The sequence below is a fragment of the Halomonas sp. MCCC 1A11062 genome, from assembly GCF_021404355.1.
GTDB classification, from domain to species: domain Bacteria; phylum Pseudomonadota; class Gammaproteobacteria; order Pseudomonadales; family Halomonadaceae; genus Halomonas; species Halomonas aerodenitrificans.
This window is the reverse complement of record NZ_JABFTW010000009.1, coordinates 66,961-85,409: the sequence shown is the minus strand read 5'-3', so window position 1 is coordinate 85,409 and position 18,449 is coordinate 66,961. Positions and strand designations below refer to the sequence as shown.

18 protein-coding genes are annotated in these 18,449 nt (G+C 64.2%); 12 read left to right on the top strand and 6 right to left on the bottom strand.

The window, feature by feature from the left end; genetic code table 11:
- Window position 1: 1 nt before the first annotated feature.
- The 3 genes from moaE (at window position 2) to HOP58_RS11765 (ending at window position 1,910) form a co-directional block, all read left to right on the top strand.
- Window positions 2–469 carry a molybdopterin synthase catalytic subunit MoaE gene (gene moaE / locus HOP58_RS11775; protein WP_010628322.1) on the top strand — a complete coding sequence of 156 codons (468 nt, stop codon included), beginning with the start codon at window positions 2–4 and terminating at the stop codon, window positions 467–469.
- Window positions 453–1,466, top strand: coding sequence for a GTP 3',8-cyclase MoaA (gene moaA / locus HOP58_RS11770; RefSeq protein ID WP_234260366.1), 1,014 nt, complete (start codon window positions 453–455; stop codon window positions 1,464–1,466). The genes moaE and moaA overlap by 17 nt, the downstream gene beginning before the upstream one ends.
- 153 nt (window positions 1,467–1,619) lie before the next feature.
- The gene (locus HOP58_RS11765; protein ID WP_010628324.1) at window positions 1,620–1,910 is read left to right on the top strand and encodes an H-NS family nucleoid-associated regulatory protein; all 291 of its coding nucleotides are present in this window, start codon (window positions 1,620–1,622) and stop codon (window positions 1,908–1,910) included.
- A gap of 116 nt (window positions 1,911–2,026) precedes the next feature.
- Here the strand turns inward: HOP58_RS11765 and HOP58_RS11760 are convergent, their stop codons facing one another.
- Window positions 2,027–3,610 (bottom strand): ribonuclease J, encoded by a 1,584-nt coding sequence (locus HOP58_RS11760; RefSeq protein ID WP_234260443.1) that lies wholly within the window; start codon window positions 3,608–3,610, stop codon window positions 2,027–2,029.
- 242 nt (window positions 3,611–3,852) lie between these two features.
- Between HOP58_RS11760 and purU the strand changes: the two genes are divergently transcribed.
- Window positions 3,853–4,707, top strand: coding sequence for a formyltetrahydrofolate deformylase (purU, locus tag HOP58_RS11755; protein WP_026038114.1), 855 nt, complete (start codon window positions 3,853–3,855; stop codon window positions 4,705–4,707).
- 18 nt (window positions 4,708–4,725) lie between these two features.
- Complete coding sequence (locus tag HOP58_RS11750) at window positions 4,726–5,397, top strand: energy-coupling factor ABC transporter permease (RefSeq protein WP_010628327.1); 672 nt, start codon at window positions 4,726–4,728, stop codon at window positions 5,395–5,397.
- A gap of 36 nt (window positions 5,398–5,433) precedes the next feature.
- On the opposite strand, the gene dinB is transcribed toward HOP58_RS11750, so the two are convergent.
- Both dinB and lexA read right to left on the bottom strand, forming a co-directional pair.
- Entirely contained in the window at window positions 5,434–6,483 is a 1,050-nt protein-coding gene (dinB, locus tag HOP58_RS11745; protein ID WP_010628328.1) for a DNA polymerase IV, read from the bottom strand.
- 136 nt (window positions 6,484–6,619) lie between these two features.
- On the bottom strand, window positions 6,620–7,267 hold the full coding sequence (lexA, locus tag HOP58_RS11740; protein WP_010628329.1) for a transcriptional repressor LexA: 648 nt from the start codon (window positions 7,265–7,267) through the stop codon (window positions 6,620–6,622).
- A 197-nt stretch (window positions 7,268–7,464) separates the two neighbouring features.
- Between lexA and HOP58_RS11735 the strand changes: the two genes are divergently transcribed.
- From HOP58_RS11735 to HOP58_RS11715, 5 genes are all read left to right on the top strand, one after another.
- The gene (locus tag HOP58_RS11735) at window positions 7,465–8,133 is read left to right on the top strand and encodes a TetR/AcrR family transcriptional regulator (RefSeq protein WP_010628330.1); all 669 of its coding nucleotides are present in this window, start codon (window positions 7,465–7,467) and stop codon (window positions 8,131–8,133) included.
- Between the two features lies 1 nt (window position 8,134).
- Window positions 8,135–8,653 carry a L,D-transpeptidase gene (locus HOP58_RS11730; protein WP_234260365.1) on the top strand — a complete coding sequence of 173 codons (519 nt, stop codon included), beginning with the start codon at window positions 8,135–8,137 and terminating at the stop codon, window positions 8,651–8,653.
- Between the two features lie 101 nt (window positions 8,654–8,754).
- Complete coding sequence (gene nagZ / locus HOP58_RS11725) at window positions 8,755–9,768, top strand: beta-N-acetylhexosaminidase (RefSeq protein ID WP_234260364.1); 1,014 nt, start codon at window positions 8,755–8,757, stop codon at window positions 9,766–9,768.
- Window positions 9,769–9,809: 41 nt separating this feature from the next.
- Window positions 9,810–10,388 carry a hypoxanthine-guanine phosphoribosyltransferase gene (locus HOP58_RS11720; RefSeq protein ID WP_086509624.1) on the top strand — a complete coding sequence of 193 codons (579 nt, stop codon included), beginning with the start codon at window positions 9,810–9,812 and terminating at the stop codon, window positions 10,386–10,388.
- Window positions 10,389–10,585: 197 nt separating this feature from the next.
- Entirely contained in the window at window positions 10,586–11,962 is a 1,377-nt protein-coding gene (locus HOP58_RS11715; RefSeq protein ID WP_234260363.1) for a VOC family protein, read from the top strand.
- A 64-nt stretch (window positions 11,963–12,026) separates the two neighbouring features.
- Here HOP58_RS11715 and HOP58_RS11710 read toward each other — a convergent pair whose 3' ends face one another.
- Window positions 12,027–13,367 carry an aspartate aminotransferase family protein gene (locus tag HOP58_RS11710; RefSeq protein WP_234260362.1) on the bottom strand — a complete coding sequence of 447 codons (1,341 nt, stop codon included), beginning with the start codon at window positions 13,365–13,367 and terminating at the stop codon, window positions 12,027–12,029.
- 172 nt (window positions 13,368–13,539) lie between these two features.
- On the opposite strand from HOP58_RS11710, the gene HOP58_RS11705 reads away from it, so the two are divergent.
- Complete coding sequence (locus tag HOP58_RS11705; protein WP_234260361.1) at window positions 13,540–14,469, top strand: LysR family transcriptional regulator; 930 nt, start codon at window positions 13,540–13,542, stop codon at window positions 14,467–14,469.
- Window positions 14,470–14,562: 93 nt separating this feature from the next.
- Here HOP58_RS11705 and HOP58_RS11700 read toward each other — a convergent pair whose 3' ends face one another.
- Entirely contained in the window at window positions 14,563–15,843 is a 1,281-nt protein-coding gene (locus HOP58_RS11700; RefSeq protein WP_234260360.1) for an FAD-binding oxidoreductase, read from the bottom strand.
- 73 nt (window positions 15,844–15,916) lie between these two features.
- A complete protein-coding gene (locus HOP58_RS11695) occupies window positions 15,917–17,410 on the bottom strand; it encodes an aldehyde dehydrogenase family protein (RefSeq protein WP_234260359.1) in 1,494 nt (497 codons plus the stop codon).
- Window positions 17,411–17,530: 120 nt separating this feature from the next.
- On the opposite strand from HOP58_RS11695, the gene gcvA reads away from it, so the two are divergent.
- Entirely contained in the window at window positions 17,531–18,418 is an 888-nt protein-coding gene (gene gcvA, locus HOP58_RS11690; RefSeq protein ID WP_234260358.1) for a transcriptional regulator GcvA, read from the top strand.
- Window positions 18,419–18,449: the final 31 nt, after the last annotated feature.

Here is an 18,449-nt window from a genome sequence, read left to right as displayed (position 1 = left end):
GATGATTCGGGTTCAGGAAGCGCCTTTCGATGCCGGCGTTGAACAGCAGCGGCTGCTTGCCGACCGTTCCGACATCGGCGCCGTGGTGAGCTTCACCGGATTGGTGCGCGACTTCAACGAACGGCCAGATGTCACGGCCCTGACCCTCGAGCATTATCCGGGCATGACCGAGGCGGCGCTGGGTGAGATCGTCAATCAAGCCGAGGCTCGCTGGTCGCTGCAGGGGGTGCGGGTCATTCATCGGGTTGGACGACTGACCCCGGGTGACCCTATCGTACTGGTGGTGGTGGCCAGTGCGCATCGGCGCGCCGCTTTCGAAGCCTGTGACTTCATCATGGACTATCTGAAGACCCGAGCCCCTTTCTGGAAAAAGGAACACAGCATCACGGGTGACTACTGGGTTGCCGAGCGTGAGTCGGATTACCGTGATGCCAGCCGCTGGGAGAGCGAGAATGACAAAATTCCCTGAGTCATTGCCTTCCGAGTTGATCGACGACTTCGGCAGGCGTGTCCGCTACGTGCGGATCTCCGTGACGGATCGCTGCGATTTCCGCTGCGTCTACTGCATGAGCGAGGAGATGACCTTCCTTCCTCGGGCGCAGATATTGACGCTGGAAGAGTTGACTCTGGTGGCGCGAGCGTTCGTCGAGATGGGGGTCGAGAAGATCCGGCTGACCGGTGGAGAACCCCTGGTGCGGCGCGGCATCGATCAGCTCATCGAGGCAACGAGTGCGCTGCCGGGACTGCGCGATCTGGCCATGACCACCAATGGGGCAGGGCTGGTCAAGCATGCACGTCGCTTGCGTGAAGCTGGGCTGGGAAGGCTCAACATCAGCCTGGATACCCTGGATCCCGAGCGCTTTCGTAAGCTGACCCGTACCGGCGATTTGTCTCGTGTGCTGGAGGGCTTGCGTGCCGCACGCGAAGCCGGCTTCGAGCGCATCAAGCTCAATGCCGTGATCCTCAAGGGTCGCAACGACGATGAAGTGCTCGATCTGGTCGAGTTCGCCCGCTCCGAGCGAGTCGATCTCAGCTTCATCGAGGAGATGCCCCTCGGCGATGTCTCCGATCATTCGCGGGCCGAGACCTTTTGCTCCAGCGACGAGGTGAAGGCGGCAATCGAGCGGCGTCACGAACTGATTCCGACTACCGAATCGACGCTGGGGCCCTCGCGCTACTACCGCATGAGCGACAGCGACAGCCGTATCGGCTTCATTTCCCCTCATAGCCACAACTTCTGCTCCAGCTGCAATCGGGTCCGTGTGACGGCGGAAGGGCGGCTTCTGCTCTGCCTTGGCAATGAGCATTCGGTCGATCTGCGTGCCGTACTGCGCCAGCACCCGGGGGATCTCGATGCCCTCAAGCATGCCATCGTCAAGGCACTTCCTCTGAAGCCCGAGCGCCACCATTTCACCACCGATGGCGATGTTCAGATCGTTCGCTTCATGAACATGACGGGTGGATAAGAGAGGGAAGATGCCGACATAAGTCGGAACTCTTTGACGCTATTCCGTGCATCGTTGGTGGGCCCTTTTCTTGCCAAAATGGCAAATCGGCATATACTTTCGACGAGTGGGCCTTTGTGGCTGACTCGTCGTTTTCTTGCATGGAGGAGGCCAATGTCCAGCGAAACCCTGGAGCGCATCGCCCGTAACAAGAACGTGGCTCGGGCCGCAGCTCGCCAGTTGAGCATGGAGCAGCTGCACAAGCTCTCCGATGTTATCGGCGAGGTCATCGAACAGAAAAATGAGGAAGAGAAGCTCCGCAAACAGGAAGAAGCGGACAAGGAAAGAAAACTGGCTGAGATCCGTGAGGCCATGAGCGATGCTGGTCTCTCCGTGGAAGATCTCGTGGGTGAGCAACCTCGCCGTCGGCGCGGTCGGCCACCCAAGAATGCCAGCGGTTCGTGACCCGGCAGGGAACGAGTCGTCTGCTAGTAGTGCCACAGAAGGGAGTAAGGCGGGGGCCTTGCTCCCTTCTGCCGTTCATGTCAGGAGCGGTTCACTTGTGTCGCCATGAGAAGAATTCAGCGAAAGGCCGGTGTTTCCACGGCAAAGAGCTGCAGATGAATGTCGGGCAACTGGCGCAGATGTTGGCCGAGCCAGTAGGTGATTTGAGGCTGCAGGGCTGAGCGTAGTTCGGCCAGCGTCGACACATCGATCTCTTCCAACCTTTCATCCAGCCATTCGGTGAAACTGTCTTCGTCCATGGCGCTGACGCGGTGGGCGTCCATCATCAGCCTGCCAATGCGGGTCCAGCCCGTGCCCGTGTAGGCCACCGAAAGGGCCAGATAGAGAATGCCGTGACGCGATGAGCCCTGTTCCGCTGCAAGGCCGGGCAGGGGAGCGACGGCGTTCTGGCTGACGATGCAGGGGCGCTGCGGATGGCGAGATTCGACGTTCAGGCCTTCCGCATCCAGCCGGATCAGATCGCCATTGACCGGTAAGAGGGGCGACTGGATGCCCATCGAGTGCGCCAGCTCCTGATGGGCCTGCTGGTGGCGTGGTTCGCCATGCACCGGCAGCAGATGATGCGGTCGTACCCAGCCGTAGAAGGTGCGTAGCTCCTCTTGGGCAGGATGCCCCGAGGCGTGCAGCTCTGGATGGTTGAATTCATCCCAGATCGTAACGTCGAGGCGTTGGAGTGCCTGTTTGAGGCGCTCGATCTGATACTCGTTGCCGGGAATCGCCTTGGCCGAGAACAGCACGGTGTCGCCTGCCACCAGCTCGAAGCTGTGGTGTCGGCCGTGGGCGAGGCGGCTCAATGCCGCCCGAGGTTCGCCCTGGCTGCCCGTGGCGATCACCAGCACCTCTTCCGGAGGCAGATAACCCAGGTCGCTGACCGGGACAAGCGCCGGCATGTCCTCCAGGTAACCCAGCCCCCGGGCCACGGCTACCATGCGTTCCATGGCGCGACCCATCAGACTTACCCGGCGTCCGCAGCGCTCGGCGGCTCTGGCCACGGCCAGCACCCGGGCCAGGTTACTGGCAAAGCAGGTCACCACGACCCGGCCCGTGCACTGGGCAAGGCGCTGCTCCAGGGCCCTGGCGACTTCGCCTTCGCTGCGCGAGTGGCCCGGCATGGGAGCATTGGTGGAGTCTCCCACCAGCAGGTCGAGCGGTGCCAGGGCGCGAAAGGTCGCGCCTTTCACTGGCGGGCCGATGAGCGGTTCCGGGTCGAGTTTCCAGTCGCCGGTATGCAGCACCCGGTAATCGCCGACGACGATCAGCAGCGCGCAGCTCTCCGGTATCGAGTGGGTCAACGGCAGATAGCGCAGGGTGAAGGGGCCGCTTTCCAGGGCTTCGCCCGGCTCGATTACCTGAATGGCATCGATGGCCAGGCCGCGCTCGTGGAATTTGGCGCGCAGCAGGCCGGCCGCCAACGGGGTGGCATAGATCGGGCATTGCCACTTGGGCCACAGCCAGGCGGCGGCACCGATGTGGTCTTCATGACCGTGGGTGATGAGCAGCGCCTGGGGGCGAATGCCGAGGGCCTCGGGTGTTTCCAGGCTGGGAACCTGCAGCGGTGAGTCGGGCAGATCCTGACGGATCATCATGCCGCAATCGACCGCGATCCATGTCTCTTCGTACCCATAAAGCGTCATGTTCATGCCGATCTCACCACAGCCCCCCAGCGGCAGGAAGTGAAGCGGGCGGCGGCGGCGGGGGCGAATGGTGACGCGAGTAGAAGACATCGGCAAGACAGGGACCAGGCAATGGAGTCTTCACTATACGGGATCGTCGCGACCCTTCACAATGCAATGCCCGCGGGCGGCTGCGGTTGGGCGTGTCGTGGGTATGTCGATTTCGCTACAATGCCGGCTTCCTGATTCCGTTCAGCAGCGGGTTTTTCATGTCTCACTACTATCGACTCGTCGTCTCCTGTCCCGATCGTCGCGGCATCGTGGCTCGCGTTTCCGGGTTCATTGCGGGCCATGAGGGCTCCATCACCGAAGCGAGCCAGCACTCCGATCTGGAGGCCGGACGCTTCTTCATGCGCTACGAAATTCTCGCCGACTCCATCGGCATGAGCGCAAGCGAGTTGACCGAGGCCTTCGATCCCGTGGCCCGTGAATTCGACATGGAGTGGGCTCTGCGCGATACCCGCCGTCGTCCCAAGGTGGTGATCATGGTCTCCCGCGAGTCCCACTGTCTGGTGGATCTGCTTTACCGCTGGACGGCAGGGGAGCTCGATTGCGAGATCGTCGGTGTCATCTCCAATCACGACGACATGCGCGGCCTGGTGGAGTGGCACGACCTGCCGTATTTCCATGTTCCCGTGCAGGCCGACGACAAGGAGGCAGCCTTTGCCGAAGTGGAGCGCCAAGTCGAGGCCCTGGAGGCCGACGTCGTGGTACTGGCCCGCTACATGCAGATCCTGCCGCCGCGACTGTGCCAGCGCTATGCTGGTCGGGTGATCAACATCCATCACAGCTTCCTGCCCTCCTTTGCCGGTGCGCGTCCCTATCATCAGGCTCACTCCCGGGGCGTGAAGCTGATCGGCGCCACCTGTCACTACGTCACCGAGGAACTGGACGCCGGGCCGATCATCGAACAGGACATACACCGGGTGAGTCACTGCCATACGCCGCAGGACCTGGTGCGTTTCGGCCGCGACGTGGAGAAGGCGGTATTGGCCCGCGGGTTGCGCTGGCATCTGGAAGATCGGGTGCTGATCCACGGCAACAAGACGGTCGTCTTTGCCTGAACCCGAAGGGAGTTCGGCATGACCATATCCGAGCTGATACTACCGACATGGATACTGCTCGCCTGCGCAGCGGTATCGTTGTCGGTGCTGGGGCTGTCGGTGGTGCATCACTCCTGGCAGGTGCTGCTGAGCGACCGGGCTCTGCAGCACCGCTGGCTGGCGGCAAGCGTGGCGGTCGTGCTGATGTGGCAGCTCAGGGCGCAGTCGGTGGACTGGCTGAGCCTGCACTTGATGCTCACGGCATTGCTGACGCTGATCTTCAAGGCGCCATTGGCGCTCATGACCAATCTGATCGCCAATCTCTCCCTGGTGCTGCTGGGCAAGGTCGGCTGGCCCTTGCTGGGCGTCAACGTGCTGGTCAACGGGGTGATTCCCATGATGATCACGGTGTCGATCTGGCGCATCGTGGACCGCTATCTGCCCGACAACCTGTTCGTGCTCATATTCGTATGCGGCTTCTTCGGTGCGGCGCTGGCAGCGCTGGGAGCTGGGGGCGCTGGGCTGGGGCTGGTCATGCTGGCGGCCGGCGATCCGGAGGCGGTGTACCTGGCCAGGGAGTATGCACTGTTCCTGCCACTGCTGATGCCGCCCGAAGCCTTCATCACCGGGATGCTGCTCAGCATTCTAATGGTCTACCACCCCCACTGGGTCGCCACCTTCGACAGCCACCGCTATATCGATACCAAGTGATCGGGAGGCGGTAGTTGAGTGGCAGGCGGCGAGGAATCAGAAGGGCAGGCTGAGCTGGCGTCTGGCATCGTCCGACACCAGCCTCACGCCCACGCCGAGCAGGCGCACCGGGCGTCCTTGCCTGGCCCAGGCCTGCTCCATCAGCGAGGCGAAGGTCTCGGCGCTGGGCGAAGCGCCTCGGGAGTCCAGCGTGGTCAGCGAAAAGTCGTCGAAGCGTACCTTCACGAAGGCCCCCGACACGGGCGGGTGGCCGTGGCGAGCCAGACGCGCCTCCAGGCGTTCGCAGAGCGGGTTCAACTGTTCGTAGCACTGGGCCAGGTCGGGCAGGTCGCTGGCAAAGGTGGTCTCCACGCTCACCGACTTGCGCTCGCGCTCGATGCGCACCGGCCGCTCGTCGATGCCCCGCGACAGTTCGAACAGGCGGCGGCCGAACTTGCCGAATTCCTGCAGCAGGCGTTCCAGAGGAACCTGCTGCAGATCTTCGCAGGTGGCAATTTCGAGCGTCTCGAGACGCTTGGCCGTGGCCGGGCCGACGCCGTGCAGCTTGGTTACGGGCAACTGGCGCAGGAACGCATCGACCTGGTCCGGGGCGATGACGGTGAGGCCGTCCGGCTTCTCCCAGTCGCTGGCGATCTTGGCCAGGAATTTCGCCGGGGCCGCGCCTACCGAGACGGTGATTCCGACGCGTTTGAAGCACTCCTCCTTCAACCAGCGCGCCATCCAGGTGGCGCTGCCCGAAAAGCGCGTGACGTCGGTGACGTCGAGGAAGGCCTCATCCAGCGAGAGCGGCTCCACCAGCGGCGTCAGCTCGTGAAAGATGGCCAGCAGCTGCTGCGAGGCTTCGCGATAGCGGTCGAAGTCACCCTTGAGCAGGGTGAGGTGGGGGCACAGGCGCAGAGCCCTGGCGGTCGGCATGGCGGAGCGGATGCCGTAGGCCCGCGCCGGATAGTTGCAGGTAGCGATCACCCCGCGGCCCTCGGCGCTGCCGCCGATGGCCAGCGGCACCTCGCGCAGCGCCGGGTTGTCGCGCATCTCCACCGCGGCATAGAAACAGTCGCAGTCGGCATGCAGAATCTTGCGACTCATGGTGTTTCACCAAGGCATCGGAGCTGAGCGAGCGAAGGCCAGACAAGGCAAAAATTGGCGAAAAAGCGGAGTTTGCTTTTGCAAATGAGCATTTTAAGCCAATTTTTAACGCCGTATGGCCGAGCGCAGCCAGCTCTTACCCTAAAGCTTGGCCGTTGCCGCCACGAATTACCCCCACCCCAATCCCTTCGATCTCGAGTTCCTGATGGCGCAGATCGACCTCGATGGGAGCGAACTCCGCATTCTCCGCTTCCAGCACGACCCGATGGCCCTGGCGGTGGAAGCGTTTGACCGTCACCTCGTCTTCGAGACGCGCCACCACGATCTGGCCGTCGCGCACACGCTCGGTGCGATGCACCGCCAGCAGGTCGCCTTCGAGGATGCCGATATCCTTCATCGACAGGCCGCGAACCTTGAGCAGGTAGTCGGCGCGGGGCGTGAAGTAGTCCGGCGGCAGTGGGCAGTAGCGATCGATATGCTCGGCGGCGAGGATCGGGCTACCGGCGGCGACCTCACCGATCACCGGCAACCCCTCGCTGTTGGGCTCCAGGGCGCTGGTATCGTTGTCCTGTGCCGGCAGGCGTATGCCGCGCGAAGTGCCGCGTATCACCCGGATCACGCCCTTGCGCTCCAGCGCACGCAGGTGCTCCTCGGCGGCGTTCGGCGAGCGGAAACCCAGGGCCCGGGCGATCTCGGCCCGAGTGGGAGGATAGCCGAGCTCGTGCATGGTCTTGACGATGAAGTCGTACACGTTCTGCTGGCGCGAGGTGAGGGGGCGGCTCATGGCGAACTCCGATGGCTGTCTTGCTCTATTGTGCAAGTATACAGCATGGAAGTCTATCCAGTAAAAGTGAAGTTCAGCCGAGCTGTATTCCGCGGTGTCGTTTAAAACGCTGATGCAACGCTATACGTTGTGAGAAGGCAGCGAATGACGTAGACTTTTGTAATGTTTAAAACAGGCGTTTCCAGCGGGAATTGATCATGGCCCAGACCGATACCGTCACGCGCATTCTCGATACCGCCGAGGTGCTTTTTGCCGAACGCGGTTTTGCCGAGACCTCACTGCGCACCATTACCAGCAAGGCGCGCGTCAATCTAGCGGCAGTGAACTATCACTTCGGCTCCAAGAAGGCGCTGATCCAGGCGGTATTCTCACGCTACCTTGACCCTTTCACGGTGCGTTTCCATCATGCCCTCGATGAACTCGAGGCGCAGCATGCCGGTGGCGTCATTCCGTTGGAAGAGCTGCTCGAGACCATGGCGCGCACCGTGCTCGAGGTGCCGGCGGAGAAGCACAGCCTCAAGGTGTTCATGAAGCTGCTGGGGTTGGCCTACAGCCAGGCCCAGGGGCATCTGCGGCGGCACATCCAGGAGGAGTACGGCAGCGTCTTCACCCGCTTCACCGACCTGGTGCGTCGCGCCACCCCCGAGCTGCCGGATGCCGAACGCTTCTGGCGTCTGCACTTCGTGCTGGGCACGGTGATCTTCACGCTGTCCGGTCTCGATGCGCTACGAGACATCGCCGAGAAGGACTATCACGAGCACGTGTCGGTGCGTGACCTGATACGCCGTCTGCGGCCGGTCGTGGTCGCCGCCATGAATGCGCCGCTGCCGCCGCCGCCCGCCGTGCAGCCGGCCAAGGCGAGCTGAGATGCAAACGCCGAGGCTCGATGCGTTGCCTCCCAGTGAAGGGGTATGGCTCGAGGTCGACATCGGCCGCCAGTGCCTCGTGCACTGGCAGGGCGAGCAGCGGCAGGAAGAGTGGTCCGTTTCCACCGGGCTTGCCGGTACCGGCCAACGTGAAGACAGCGGCCGTACACCGCTCGGCTGGCATTACGTGCGGGCCGCCATTGGCGATGGCTTGCCCCCCGGTAGCGTGTTTCGCGGTCGGCGTCATACCGGTGAGACGTTCAGCCAATCGCTGGCCGAGGCCCATCCGGAACGCGATTGGATACTGACGCGCATCCTCTGGCTGTGCGGGCTCGAGCGGGGGTTCAACCGCGGGGGCGCCGTCGACTCCCAAAGACGCTACATTTACCTGCATGGTACGCCGCCCGATCAGCCGATGGGGGTGCCGCGTTCGCATGGCTGCATTCGCATGCGCGATGCGGATCTGCTCGCGGTCTTCGCGCTGGCGCCGCCCGGAACGCCGGTCTGGCTCCACGAATAGAGCGCGGATTCAGTCGCACCGGATCGTGCTAGGGGGTGGCTGTCGCCTGGCACGGCTTTCGTCTAGAATCAGCTCCCTTTCATGGCCAAAGGACTCCGCTCATGACCCAGACCCTAGGTCCGGTGATGCTCGACCTGGAAGGGACCGAGTTGCGTAGCGAAGAGCGCGAACTGCTCATGCGCCAGGAGGTCGGGGGTGTCATCCTGTTCGCGCGCAACGTCGAGCATGCGCGACAAGTGCGCGAGCTGTGCAATGCCATTCGCAGCGTTCGCCCTGGGCTGCTGCTGGCCATCGATCAGGAAGGGGGGCGCGTCCAGCGCCTGCGTGACGGCGTGACGCGTCTGCCCGCCATGGGCAGGATCGGTCGTGACTACGAAGCGAATCCCGAGGTTACGCTGCGCCTGTGCCTAGATGCCGGCTGGCTGCTGGGCATGGAAATGGCCGCCTGCGGACTCGACCTCAGCTTCGCCCCGGTGCTCGATGTCGATACCGGCATTTCCAGTGTCATCGGCGATCGCAGTTTCTCTTCCGATCCCCATGCCGTGGCGGCCATGGCGGGGGCCTTCATCGGCGGCCTGCACGAAGCCGGCATGGCGGCGGTGGGCAAGCACTTCCCTGGGCACGGCAGCGTGGCGGCCGATTCCCACCTGGAGCTGCCCGTCGACGACCGTCCGCTGGAGCAGCTGCGCCAACATGATTTGATTCCTTTCGCCGAGCTGAGCTCGCGGCTGGATGGCGTCATGCCGGCACATGTCGTCTACTCCGCCTTCGATGCGCGTCCGGCCGGTTTCTCGGCGAGCTGGCTGGGTCTGCTGCGCGAGTCGCTGGGGTTCAAGGGCACCATCTTCTCTGACGACCTCGGCATGGCAGGTGCCGGTTACGCCGGTTCGCCGGGCGAACGCGCCTTGGCCGCGCTGGATGCCGGCTGCGACATGGTGCTGGTCTGCAACGACCGCGCCGCCGCGCTCGAAGCGCTGGATGCCTGCCAGGGCCGAAGCGTACGGCTGGGCTCGCGCCTGCGCTACGGTCGTGCACGTCCCGACATCGATTCATTGGCAGCGTTGGGTCGCTGGCGCCGGGTGCATGCCCGTCTCGAAGCCATGGCCTCGCTGTAACTCTTTCTCTTCCCGTTTACCTTCGTTGAAACGAGTCATACATGCCCAAACTCGAAGCCGACTTTCATCAATCCCTGGCCACCATGCGCGACGTGATGGACAACGCCGACTGCCTGATCAGTCATGAGGAGGTCGAGCGCGCGCTGGATCGCATGGCCGAGCAGATCACGGCCGATCTGGGCGACAAGCTACCGGTCTTCTACTGCGTGATGAACGGCGGCCTGATCACCACGGGACACCTGCTCACCCGGCTCGGTTTCCCTCTGGAAGTCGACTACCTGCATGCCACCCGCTACCGCGGCGGCATCCGCGGCGGCGAGCTGTTCTGGCGTGTGTCGCCGGAGATCCCCATGGCCGGCCGCCATGTGGTGATCGTCGACGACATCCTCGACGAAGGCGCGACGCTTGCCGCCATTCTCGACTATTGCCAGGAGGCCGGCGCGGCGAGCATCTCCACCGCCGTGCTGGTGGACAAGCGTCATGACCGCAAGGCGGTGCCGGGTCTCAAGGCCGACTACTGCAGCCTTGAAGTGGTCGACCGCTATGTGTTCGGCTTCGGTATGGATTACAAGGGCTACTGGCGCAATGCGCCGGGGATCTTCGCGCCCAAAGGTCTGTAGCTCGGAACGCCTCATTCGCGATAGATTTCGGAATGTCAGTGCAAGTCCTGCATGCAGATAATTGAAAGTAAGGTATTAAAAATATAAGACGCCTTGATTCATGACTTTATGGAATGAATTGGCGTCTTTTTTTCGCTTGAGATCAGCCCCGGTAATCTGCTCTCATCGAGCCTCACTCAATACCGAGGAGGCTGGAATTGTCTGCCCACTATCTTTCTACCGATGAGATTCGCGATCGCTTTTCGCGGGCCATGTCGGCGATGTATCAGGCTGAAGTACCGCAGTACGGGGCACTGCTCGATCTGGTCCAGCGCGTGAACCGGCAAGTCCTGGAGGTCGATCCCGCCTTGGCCGGGCGCCTTGCCAGCCATGGCGAACTGGAGCGCCTCGATGCCGAGCGCCATGGCGCCATCCGTGTGGGCACAGCCCAGGAGCTGGCCATGCTGCGTCGCCTGTTCGCCGTCATGGGCATGCATCCGGTGGGCTACTACGACCTCTCCGAAGCCGGTGTGCCGGTACACTCCACGGCCTTCCGCCCAGTGGATGACGCGGCCCTGGCGCGCAACCCTTTTCGCATCTTCACCTCATTGCTGCGCCTCGAGCTGATCGAGAACCCGGCGCTGCGGGAGCGGGCGGGAGCCATTCTGGCCGGCCGCGATATCTTCACCCAGGGCTGTCGCCAGCTGATCGAGCTCCATGAAGCGCAGGGCGGGCTCGATGAAGAGCAGGTCGAGCGCTTCATCGGCGAGGCCCTGGAGACGTTCCGCTGGCATCGCGACGCCACGGTGGATCTGGAGACCTACCAGGCGCTGCATGCCGAGCACCGGCTGATCGCCGACGTGGTCTGCTTCCGCGGCCCGCACATCAATCACCTCACGCCGCGCACGTTGGACATCGACGAAGTACAGCGGCGCATGCCTAGTGCCGGCATGCAGCCCAAGGCGGTGATCGAGGGGCCGCCCCGTCGCGCGTGCCCCATCCTGCTGCGCCAGACCAGCTTCAAGGCGCTGGAGGAGGGCATCCACTTTGCCGGTGAGCGGCAGGGGACCCATACCGCCCGCTTCGGTGAAATCGAGCAGCGCGGCATGGCGCTGACCGCCAGGGGGCGTGAGCGTTACGACAGCTTGCTTGGCGAAGCGCGGCGCCGCACCGCCGGGCTCGACAACGAAGCGCATCAGCGCGTGGAAGCGCATCAGCGCGTGCTCGTAGAGGTCTTTGCCGACTTTCCCGATGACCAGACCGTGCTGCGCCGCGAGGGGTTGGCATTTTTCCGCTATCGTCTTACCGAAGCTGGCAAGGCAGCAGGCCGAGTGGAGGGCGCCGGCCTGGAGACGCTGATCGACCAGGGCTTGGTGGAAGCTCTGCCGCTTACCTACGAAGATTTTCTGCCGGTCAGTGCGGCAGGGATCTTCCAGTCGAACCTGGGAGGCGGGCAGAACGGGGCCTATGCCGGCAACGCCAATCGCGAGGCCTTCGAGCAGGCCTTGGGGGCGCCTGTCAGCGATGAACTCGCGCTCTATGCCGAGCGCGAGCGGGCCTCCCGCGAGGCGGTGCTGAAGGCAGTGAGCCACTGATCCCGCTGTCGTGGTGGGGCAAGCTGTCGTGAGGGGGCGCGGCCGGCGACGTGCCCCCAGCCGTTCAGTCCAGTTCGCCGATGGCCTCGCCCAGCGCGTTGACCAGGCGGTCGATCTCGTCGCGCTCGACGATGAAGGGCAGGCCGAGCTGGATGGTGTCGCCGCCGTAGCGCACGTAGAAACCCTTGTTCCAGCACTTCATGGCGATCTCATAGGGTCGGCGGGCCGGCTCGCCGGGGTAGGGCTCGATCTGCAGCGCCCCGGCAAGGCCGTAGTTGCGGATGTCGCTGATGTAGCGGGTACCCTTGAGCCCATGCAGGGCCTCCTCGAAGACCGGGCTCATCTCGCGCACGCGTTGGATCAGGCGGTCGTTCTCGAGCACGTCGAGTGCCGCCAGCGCCGCGGCGCAGGCCACCGGATGCCCGGAGTAGGTGTAGCCGTGGGGCAGTTCGAGCATGTAGTCGGGGCCGCCCTGTTCCATGAAGGTGTGATAGATCTCGCCCTGCACGATCACAGCACCCATGGGTACCGCACCGTTGGTCAGCTGCTTGGCCACGTTGAGGATGTCCGGCACCACGCCGAACTCTTCGGCGCCGGTCATGGCGCCCATGCGGCCGAAACCAGTGATGACCTCGTCGAAGATCAGCAAGATGTCGTGCTGATCGCAGATCTCGCGTAGCCGCTGCAGGTAACCCTTGGGCGGCGGAATCACCCCGGCCGAGCCGGCCAGCGGCTCGACGATCACCGCGGCGATGTTGGAGGCATCGTGCAGCGCGATCAGCTCCAGCAGTTCCTCGGCCTTCTCGGCACCGCGCTCGGGCATGCCGCGGGTGAAGGCGTTCTCGGCGAGCAGGGTGTGGGGCAGGTGGTCGGCGTCGATACCCTGGCCGAACAGCACGCGGTTGGCGCCGATGCCGCCCAGGCTGATGCCGCCGAAGTTGACCCCGTGATAGCCCTTGGCGCGACCGATCAGCTTGGTCTTGGTCGGCTTGCCCTTCTTACGCCAGTAGGCGCGGGCGATCTTCAGGGCGGTGTCGGCACTCTCCGAGCCGGAGCCGGTGAAGAACACGTGATCGAGCCCCTGGGGCATCAGTCCGCGAATCCGGTGGGCTAGCTCGAAGGCCTTGGGGTGGCCGAACTGGAATGCCGGTGAATAGTCCAGCTGCTGGAGCTGGCGCGTCACGGCCTCGGTGATCTCCGGCCGACAGTGGCCGGCGCCACAGGTCCACAGCCCCGAGAGGCCGTCGAAAATTCGCCGGCCGTCGGCGTCGGTGAAGTAGCTGCCCTCGCCACCCACGATGATGCGTGGGTCGCGTTTGAACTGGCGATTGCCGGTATAGGGCATCCAGTAGGCGTCCAGTTGCTCCTGGCTCAGGCCACCGTGCAGCGATTGATGAACCGACATCTCAGCACCCTCTGTTGGCATGGCCGTGGTCGACGGCCCTTAAATAGCAGGCTAGGTCGAGATGAAAATAAATTAAATCCAGATATTTTTAAGTTCACGTAAGCCAATGCTTAACTTTGTGCATGAGCGGGCATATCCTCGTAGCCGAGAGTCTTGAACGAGGGATCAGGCCATGTCGCGCCGTAAGGAAGCTCTTTCGGCCCAGCCCGGCGATGCCGATCTGCGCCTGCTGAAGATCTATCGCAAGGTGGTCGAGTGCGGCGGCTTCTCCGCCGCCGAGGTGGAGCTGAACATCAGCCGTGCCGCCATCAGCATGGCGATGAACGATCTCGAGACGCGCCTCGGCCTGCGCCTGTGTCAACGCGGTCGTAGCGGCTTCGCGCTGACCGACGACGGTGCGGAAGTCTACCAGGCGACCCTGCAGCTGCTGGCCGCCGTGGAAGGGTTCCGCACCCGGGTCAACGGCCTGCATGCCTGGCTCAAGGGCGAGCTGAACATTGGCATTACCGACAACCTGGTGACCATGCCGCAGATGCATATCACCAACTCTCTCAGCGCACTCAAGGAGCGTGGGCCGGAAGTGCGCATCAACATTCGCATGATTCCGCCCAACGAGATCGAGCTGGCGGTGCTCGACGGTCGCCTGCATACCGGTGTGATACCGGCGCTGAAGACCCTTCCCGGCTTGCACTACCGCCCACTCTATGCGGAAGCCTCGCAGCTGTACTGCGCCTCGGGCCATCCTCTGTTCGAGGTGGATGCGGTGACCGAGCAGCATCTCGGGGAGTGCGACGCGGTGGTGCCGGCCTACGCCCAGACGCCGGAGGTCAAGGCGCTGCATGAGCCGCTCAGGGCGTCGGCCTCGGCAACCGATCGGGAAGGCATTGCCTTTCTGATTCTCTCCGACCGCTATATCGGCTACCTGCCGACCCACTACGCCGAGCGTTGGGTGGCTGGCGGCCGGATGCGCGCGCTGAATCCCGAGCGCTGGCACTACCTCACCCACTACAGCGCCATCACCCGCAAGGGAGCTCCGCCCAACCCGGTGCTGGAGACCTATCTCGAAGAGCTGGATCGAAGAGCAGCAGCGCATGATCGGTGAATGATCGCCACCCAGCAGGCCAAGCCTGCTGGGTGGTACCCTCATTGCCGGCGTGGGCGATCGAGCCCATTCCTGCTTTCAGTCGTCAGCGTTTCAGCTCAGCACTCTCAGGCATTGCCCTGTGTGGTAGAGCGTGAAGCCGCTTTCGTAGCCGGAGCTGCGCAGTGCTCTGGCCCGTATCGGCCGGGGTGTGCGAATCGGCAGGGGCAGGGCGTCCTCTTCACCGCTGATCAGGTATCGAGCAAAGCCCTTGCCCACCACGGTGCCGGTGGTGATGCCGCGACCGTTGTAACCGGAGACGCCCAGCACGCCCGGGACGAGTTCGAAGAGGCGCAGTGTGTGATCGGGCGTGAAGCCGATGCGCCCCGTCCAGTTGCATTCCCACTCCACGCTGCCCAACTGGGGAAAGTAGTGACGTTGGATGCGGTTGGCCCAGCAGCGCAGGAAGGCGACGGGCTTCCCTTCCCCCTTGCCGAGACTGCCGAGAATCAGCCGGCCTTCGGCATCGCGGCGGATGCTGCTCAGCACCATGCGGGTATCCCAGGCGCCCTGACGCCCCGGCAGGATCTCCTCGGCAGCCTCGCCGGACAGCGGCCGGGAGGCGACCTGGTAGAAGTGGCCGACGAAGAAATGGCGGCGGACCTCGTTCCAGCGATCCTCGGTATAGGCATTGGTGGCAAGCACCAGGCGCTGGGCCTGGACGCTACCGTGAGCGGTGGTGACCCACCAGCCGTCTCCCGCCCGTGTGACGCCGGTGGCGGCGCTGTGGGTATGCAGGCGTGCGCCGGCCGTCTGTGTGGCACGTGCCAGACCGCGGGTATAGGCGCTGGGGTTCAGGGTTCCGGCACGGTGGTCGAGCAGGGCGCGGTGGATGCGCCGGGTACCCACGTGCTCCTGGCAGGCCGCTGCCTCGAGCAGTTCCACGGGGGCCCCGCGTCGTTGCAACTGCTCCGCTCGTCGCTCCAGTTCCTGCTCGCCTTTACCGTTGTGTGCCAGGTGCAGGGTGCCGGTACGGGTCGCCTGGCACGCGATGCCGTGCCGCTCGATCAGCGAGAAGACGACTGCAGGGGCGCCGCCGAGAATCGTGTTGGCGCGCTCGCCGATCTCCTCGCCAAGTACCTCACGGATGTCATCCGGCGGAATCCACAGTCCCGCATTGACGAGCCCGACGTTGCGTCCCGAAGCGCCGCTGGGAACGTCGCCCGCTTCGATCAGGGTCACGTCGACGCCAGCCTCGGCCAGGTGCAGGGCGGTGCTGAGACCGGTGATCCCACCACCGATCACCAGCACATCGGTGCGGTGATCGCCCTGCAGCGTGGCTAGTTGCAGGGGCGGCTCCGGAGAGGTGTCGTGCCAGAGACAGCGTTCCTTCATTGTGCCTCCCGTACATGGAGGGTGGGGAAGGCCTCGGCGAACCGATGCGCCGAGGCCGAGGATGCCCTGCCGGTCAGTCGAACTTGATGCCCTGGGCGAGTGGCAGCTCCCTGGAGTAATTCACGGTGTTGGTCTGGCGACGCATGTAGCTCTTCCATACGTCGGAACCCGACTCGCGACCGCCGCCGGTCTCCTTCTCGCCGCCGAAGGCACCGCCGATCTCGGCGCCGCTGGGCCCGATGTTGACATTGGCGATGCCGCAGTCGCTGCCCACCGCGGAGACGAAAGTTTCCGCCTCGCGCACGTCGGTGGTGAAGATGCAGGAGGAGAGGCCCTGGGGTACGTCGTTGTTGAGCGCGATGGCCTCGTCGAGGGTTTCGTAGCCGATCACGTAGAGGATCGGGGCGAAGGTTTCGTGGCGTACCAGGTCGTTCTGACCTGCGACCTCGACGATGGCCGGCGCCACGTAGTAACCCTCGGGATACTGCTCGGCAAGCTGGCGCTGGCCGCCGTATACCTCGGCACCCTGTTCGCGCGCCTCGGTCAGCACCGCCTGCATGGTGTCGAAGGCCTGACGATCGATCAGCGGGCCGATCAGGTTGCCGGCGAGCGGGTCGCCGATACTGATGCCGGCATAGGCCTGCTTGAGCCGGGCGACGACCTCTGCCTTGATGGAGCGATGCACGATCAGGCGGCGCAGCGTGGTGCAGCGCTGGCCGGCGGTGCCCACCGCCGAGAACAGGATGGCGCGCACGGCCATGTCCAGATCTGCGCTGGGCGTCAGGATCATGGCATTGTTGCCGCCCAGTTCGAGGATGCTGCGACCGAAGCGGGCGGCCACGCGCGGCCCCACTTCACGGCCCATGCGCGTGCTGCCGGTGGCGCTGATCAGGGGAACCCTGGGGGCGTCGGTCAGCTGCTCGCCGGCGGCACGCTCGCCGATGATCACCTGGCTGAGGTGCTGAGGCGCGTCATCGCCGAACTCGGCCATGGCGCGTTCGAGCAGCGCCTGGCAGGCCAGGGCGGTGAGAGGGGTCTTCTCGGAGGGCTTCCACAGCAGGCTGTCGCCGCACACCAGGGCCAGCGCCGCATTCCAGGCCCAGGGGGCGACCGGAAAGTTGAAGGCGGTGATCAACCCGACCGGGCCGAGCGGGTGCCAGCTCTCGCGCATGTGGTGACCGGGGCGCTCGGAGGCGATGGTCAGGCCATAGAGCTGGCGGGATTGCCCAACGGCGAGATCGCAGATGTCGATCATCTCCTGCACTTCACCGAGCCCTTCCTGGAGGATCTTGCCGCACTCCCAGGTGACCAGTGCGCCCAGGTCCTCCTTGTGGCGGCGCAGTTGATCGCCGAACAGGCGCACCAGTTCGCCGCGACGCGGGGCGGGTACCTGGCGCCAGGCTTCGAAAGCGCGCTGCGCGTTGGCGATGGCCGTGTCGATCTCCGCCGGGGTGGCCGTTCGCACACGGCCGATCTCGCTACCGTCGATGGGGGTGGCGACCGCGATATCGCCGTTCCGATACTGCTCGGGCGCCACGCCGAGGCGCTGCATCAGGGAGTCGATCATTCTTTCTCCTATCGTTATCATTAGAGAATGTCGTGGCATCCAGTATCGCTACCGCTGTCGAGCGGCAACAAGCGACGATTACGACACACGTCATTCCTTAATTTCATGCAGGCGGGCTGAATGAGTCGTCGACACCTTCCCTCTCTGGCCGGGCTGCAATGCTTCGAGGCAGCGGCCCGCCACCTGAGTTTCACCCGTGCGGCGGACGAGCTGAGCCTGACCCAGAGTGCTGTGAGCAAGCAGGTCGCTCAACTGGAGTCGATCCTGGAGCACCCGCTGTTCCGGCGCATTCGCCGGCGCCTGCACCTGACCCCCGAGGGGGCGATCTACCTCGGCGAGGCGCGCAAGATCCTGGCCCAACTGGAGATGTCGACGCGCTACATGCAGTCCTACGGTGGCGAGGCGGACGTGCTCAACGTGGCGACTCTGCCCACCTTCGGGGCGCGTTGGCTGATCCCGCGGCTCAACGGTTTCCGCTTTCGCCATCCCAGCATCAATCTCAACATCAGCAATCGTGTCGAGCCGTTCGACATGCAGCAGGAGCGGGTAGAGGTGGCCTTCTTCTTCGGTCACGGGGCCTGGCCCAAGGCCGAGTGCATCAAGTTGCTCAAGGAGGAGATGGTGCCGGTCTGCTCGCCCCAGGCACTGGCGGGCATGAAAGTAGAGGAGCCGCTGGCGCTGACCCGACTCGTGCTGCTGCAGAGCGCCACCCGACCCGAGGCGTGGCACGACTGGTTCGATGCCCAGGGCCAGTACACCGAGCACAGCTACCATGGGCCGCGTTTCGACACCTTCTATATGGCGCTGCGTGCGGCGCAGGCCGGCTGCGGTGTGGCCCTGGTGCCGCGCTTCCTGGTCGACGAGGAGATCGACGAGGGCAAGCTGGTGGTGCCCTGGCCGTTCAGCCTGAAGAGCCGGGATGCCTATTACATGGCCTACCCGGAGCACATGGCCGAGCTCTACAAGGTGCGCGCCTTCATCGACTGGATACGCGAGCGCATCGACTGAGCCGGAAGCGTCGGCACCAACGCAAGCACCC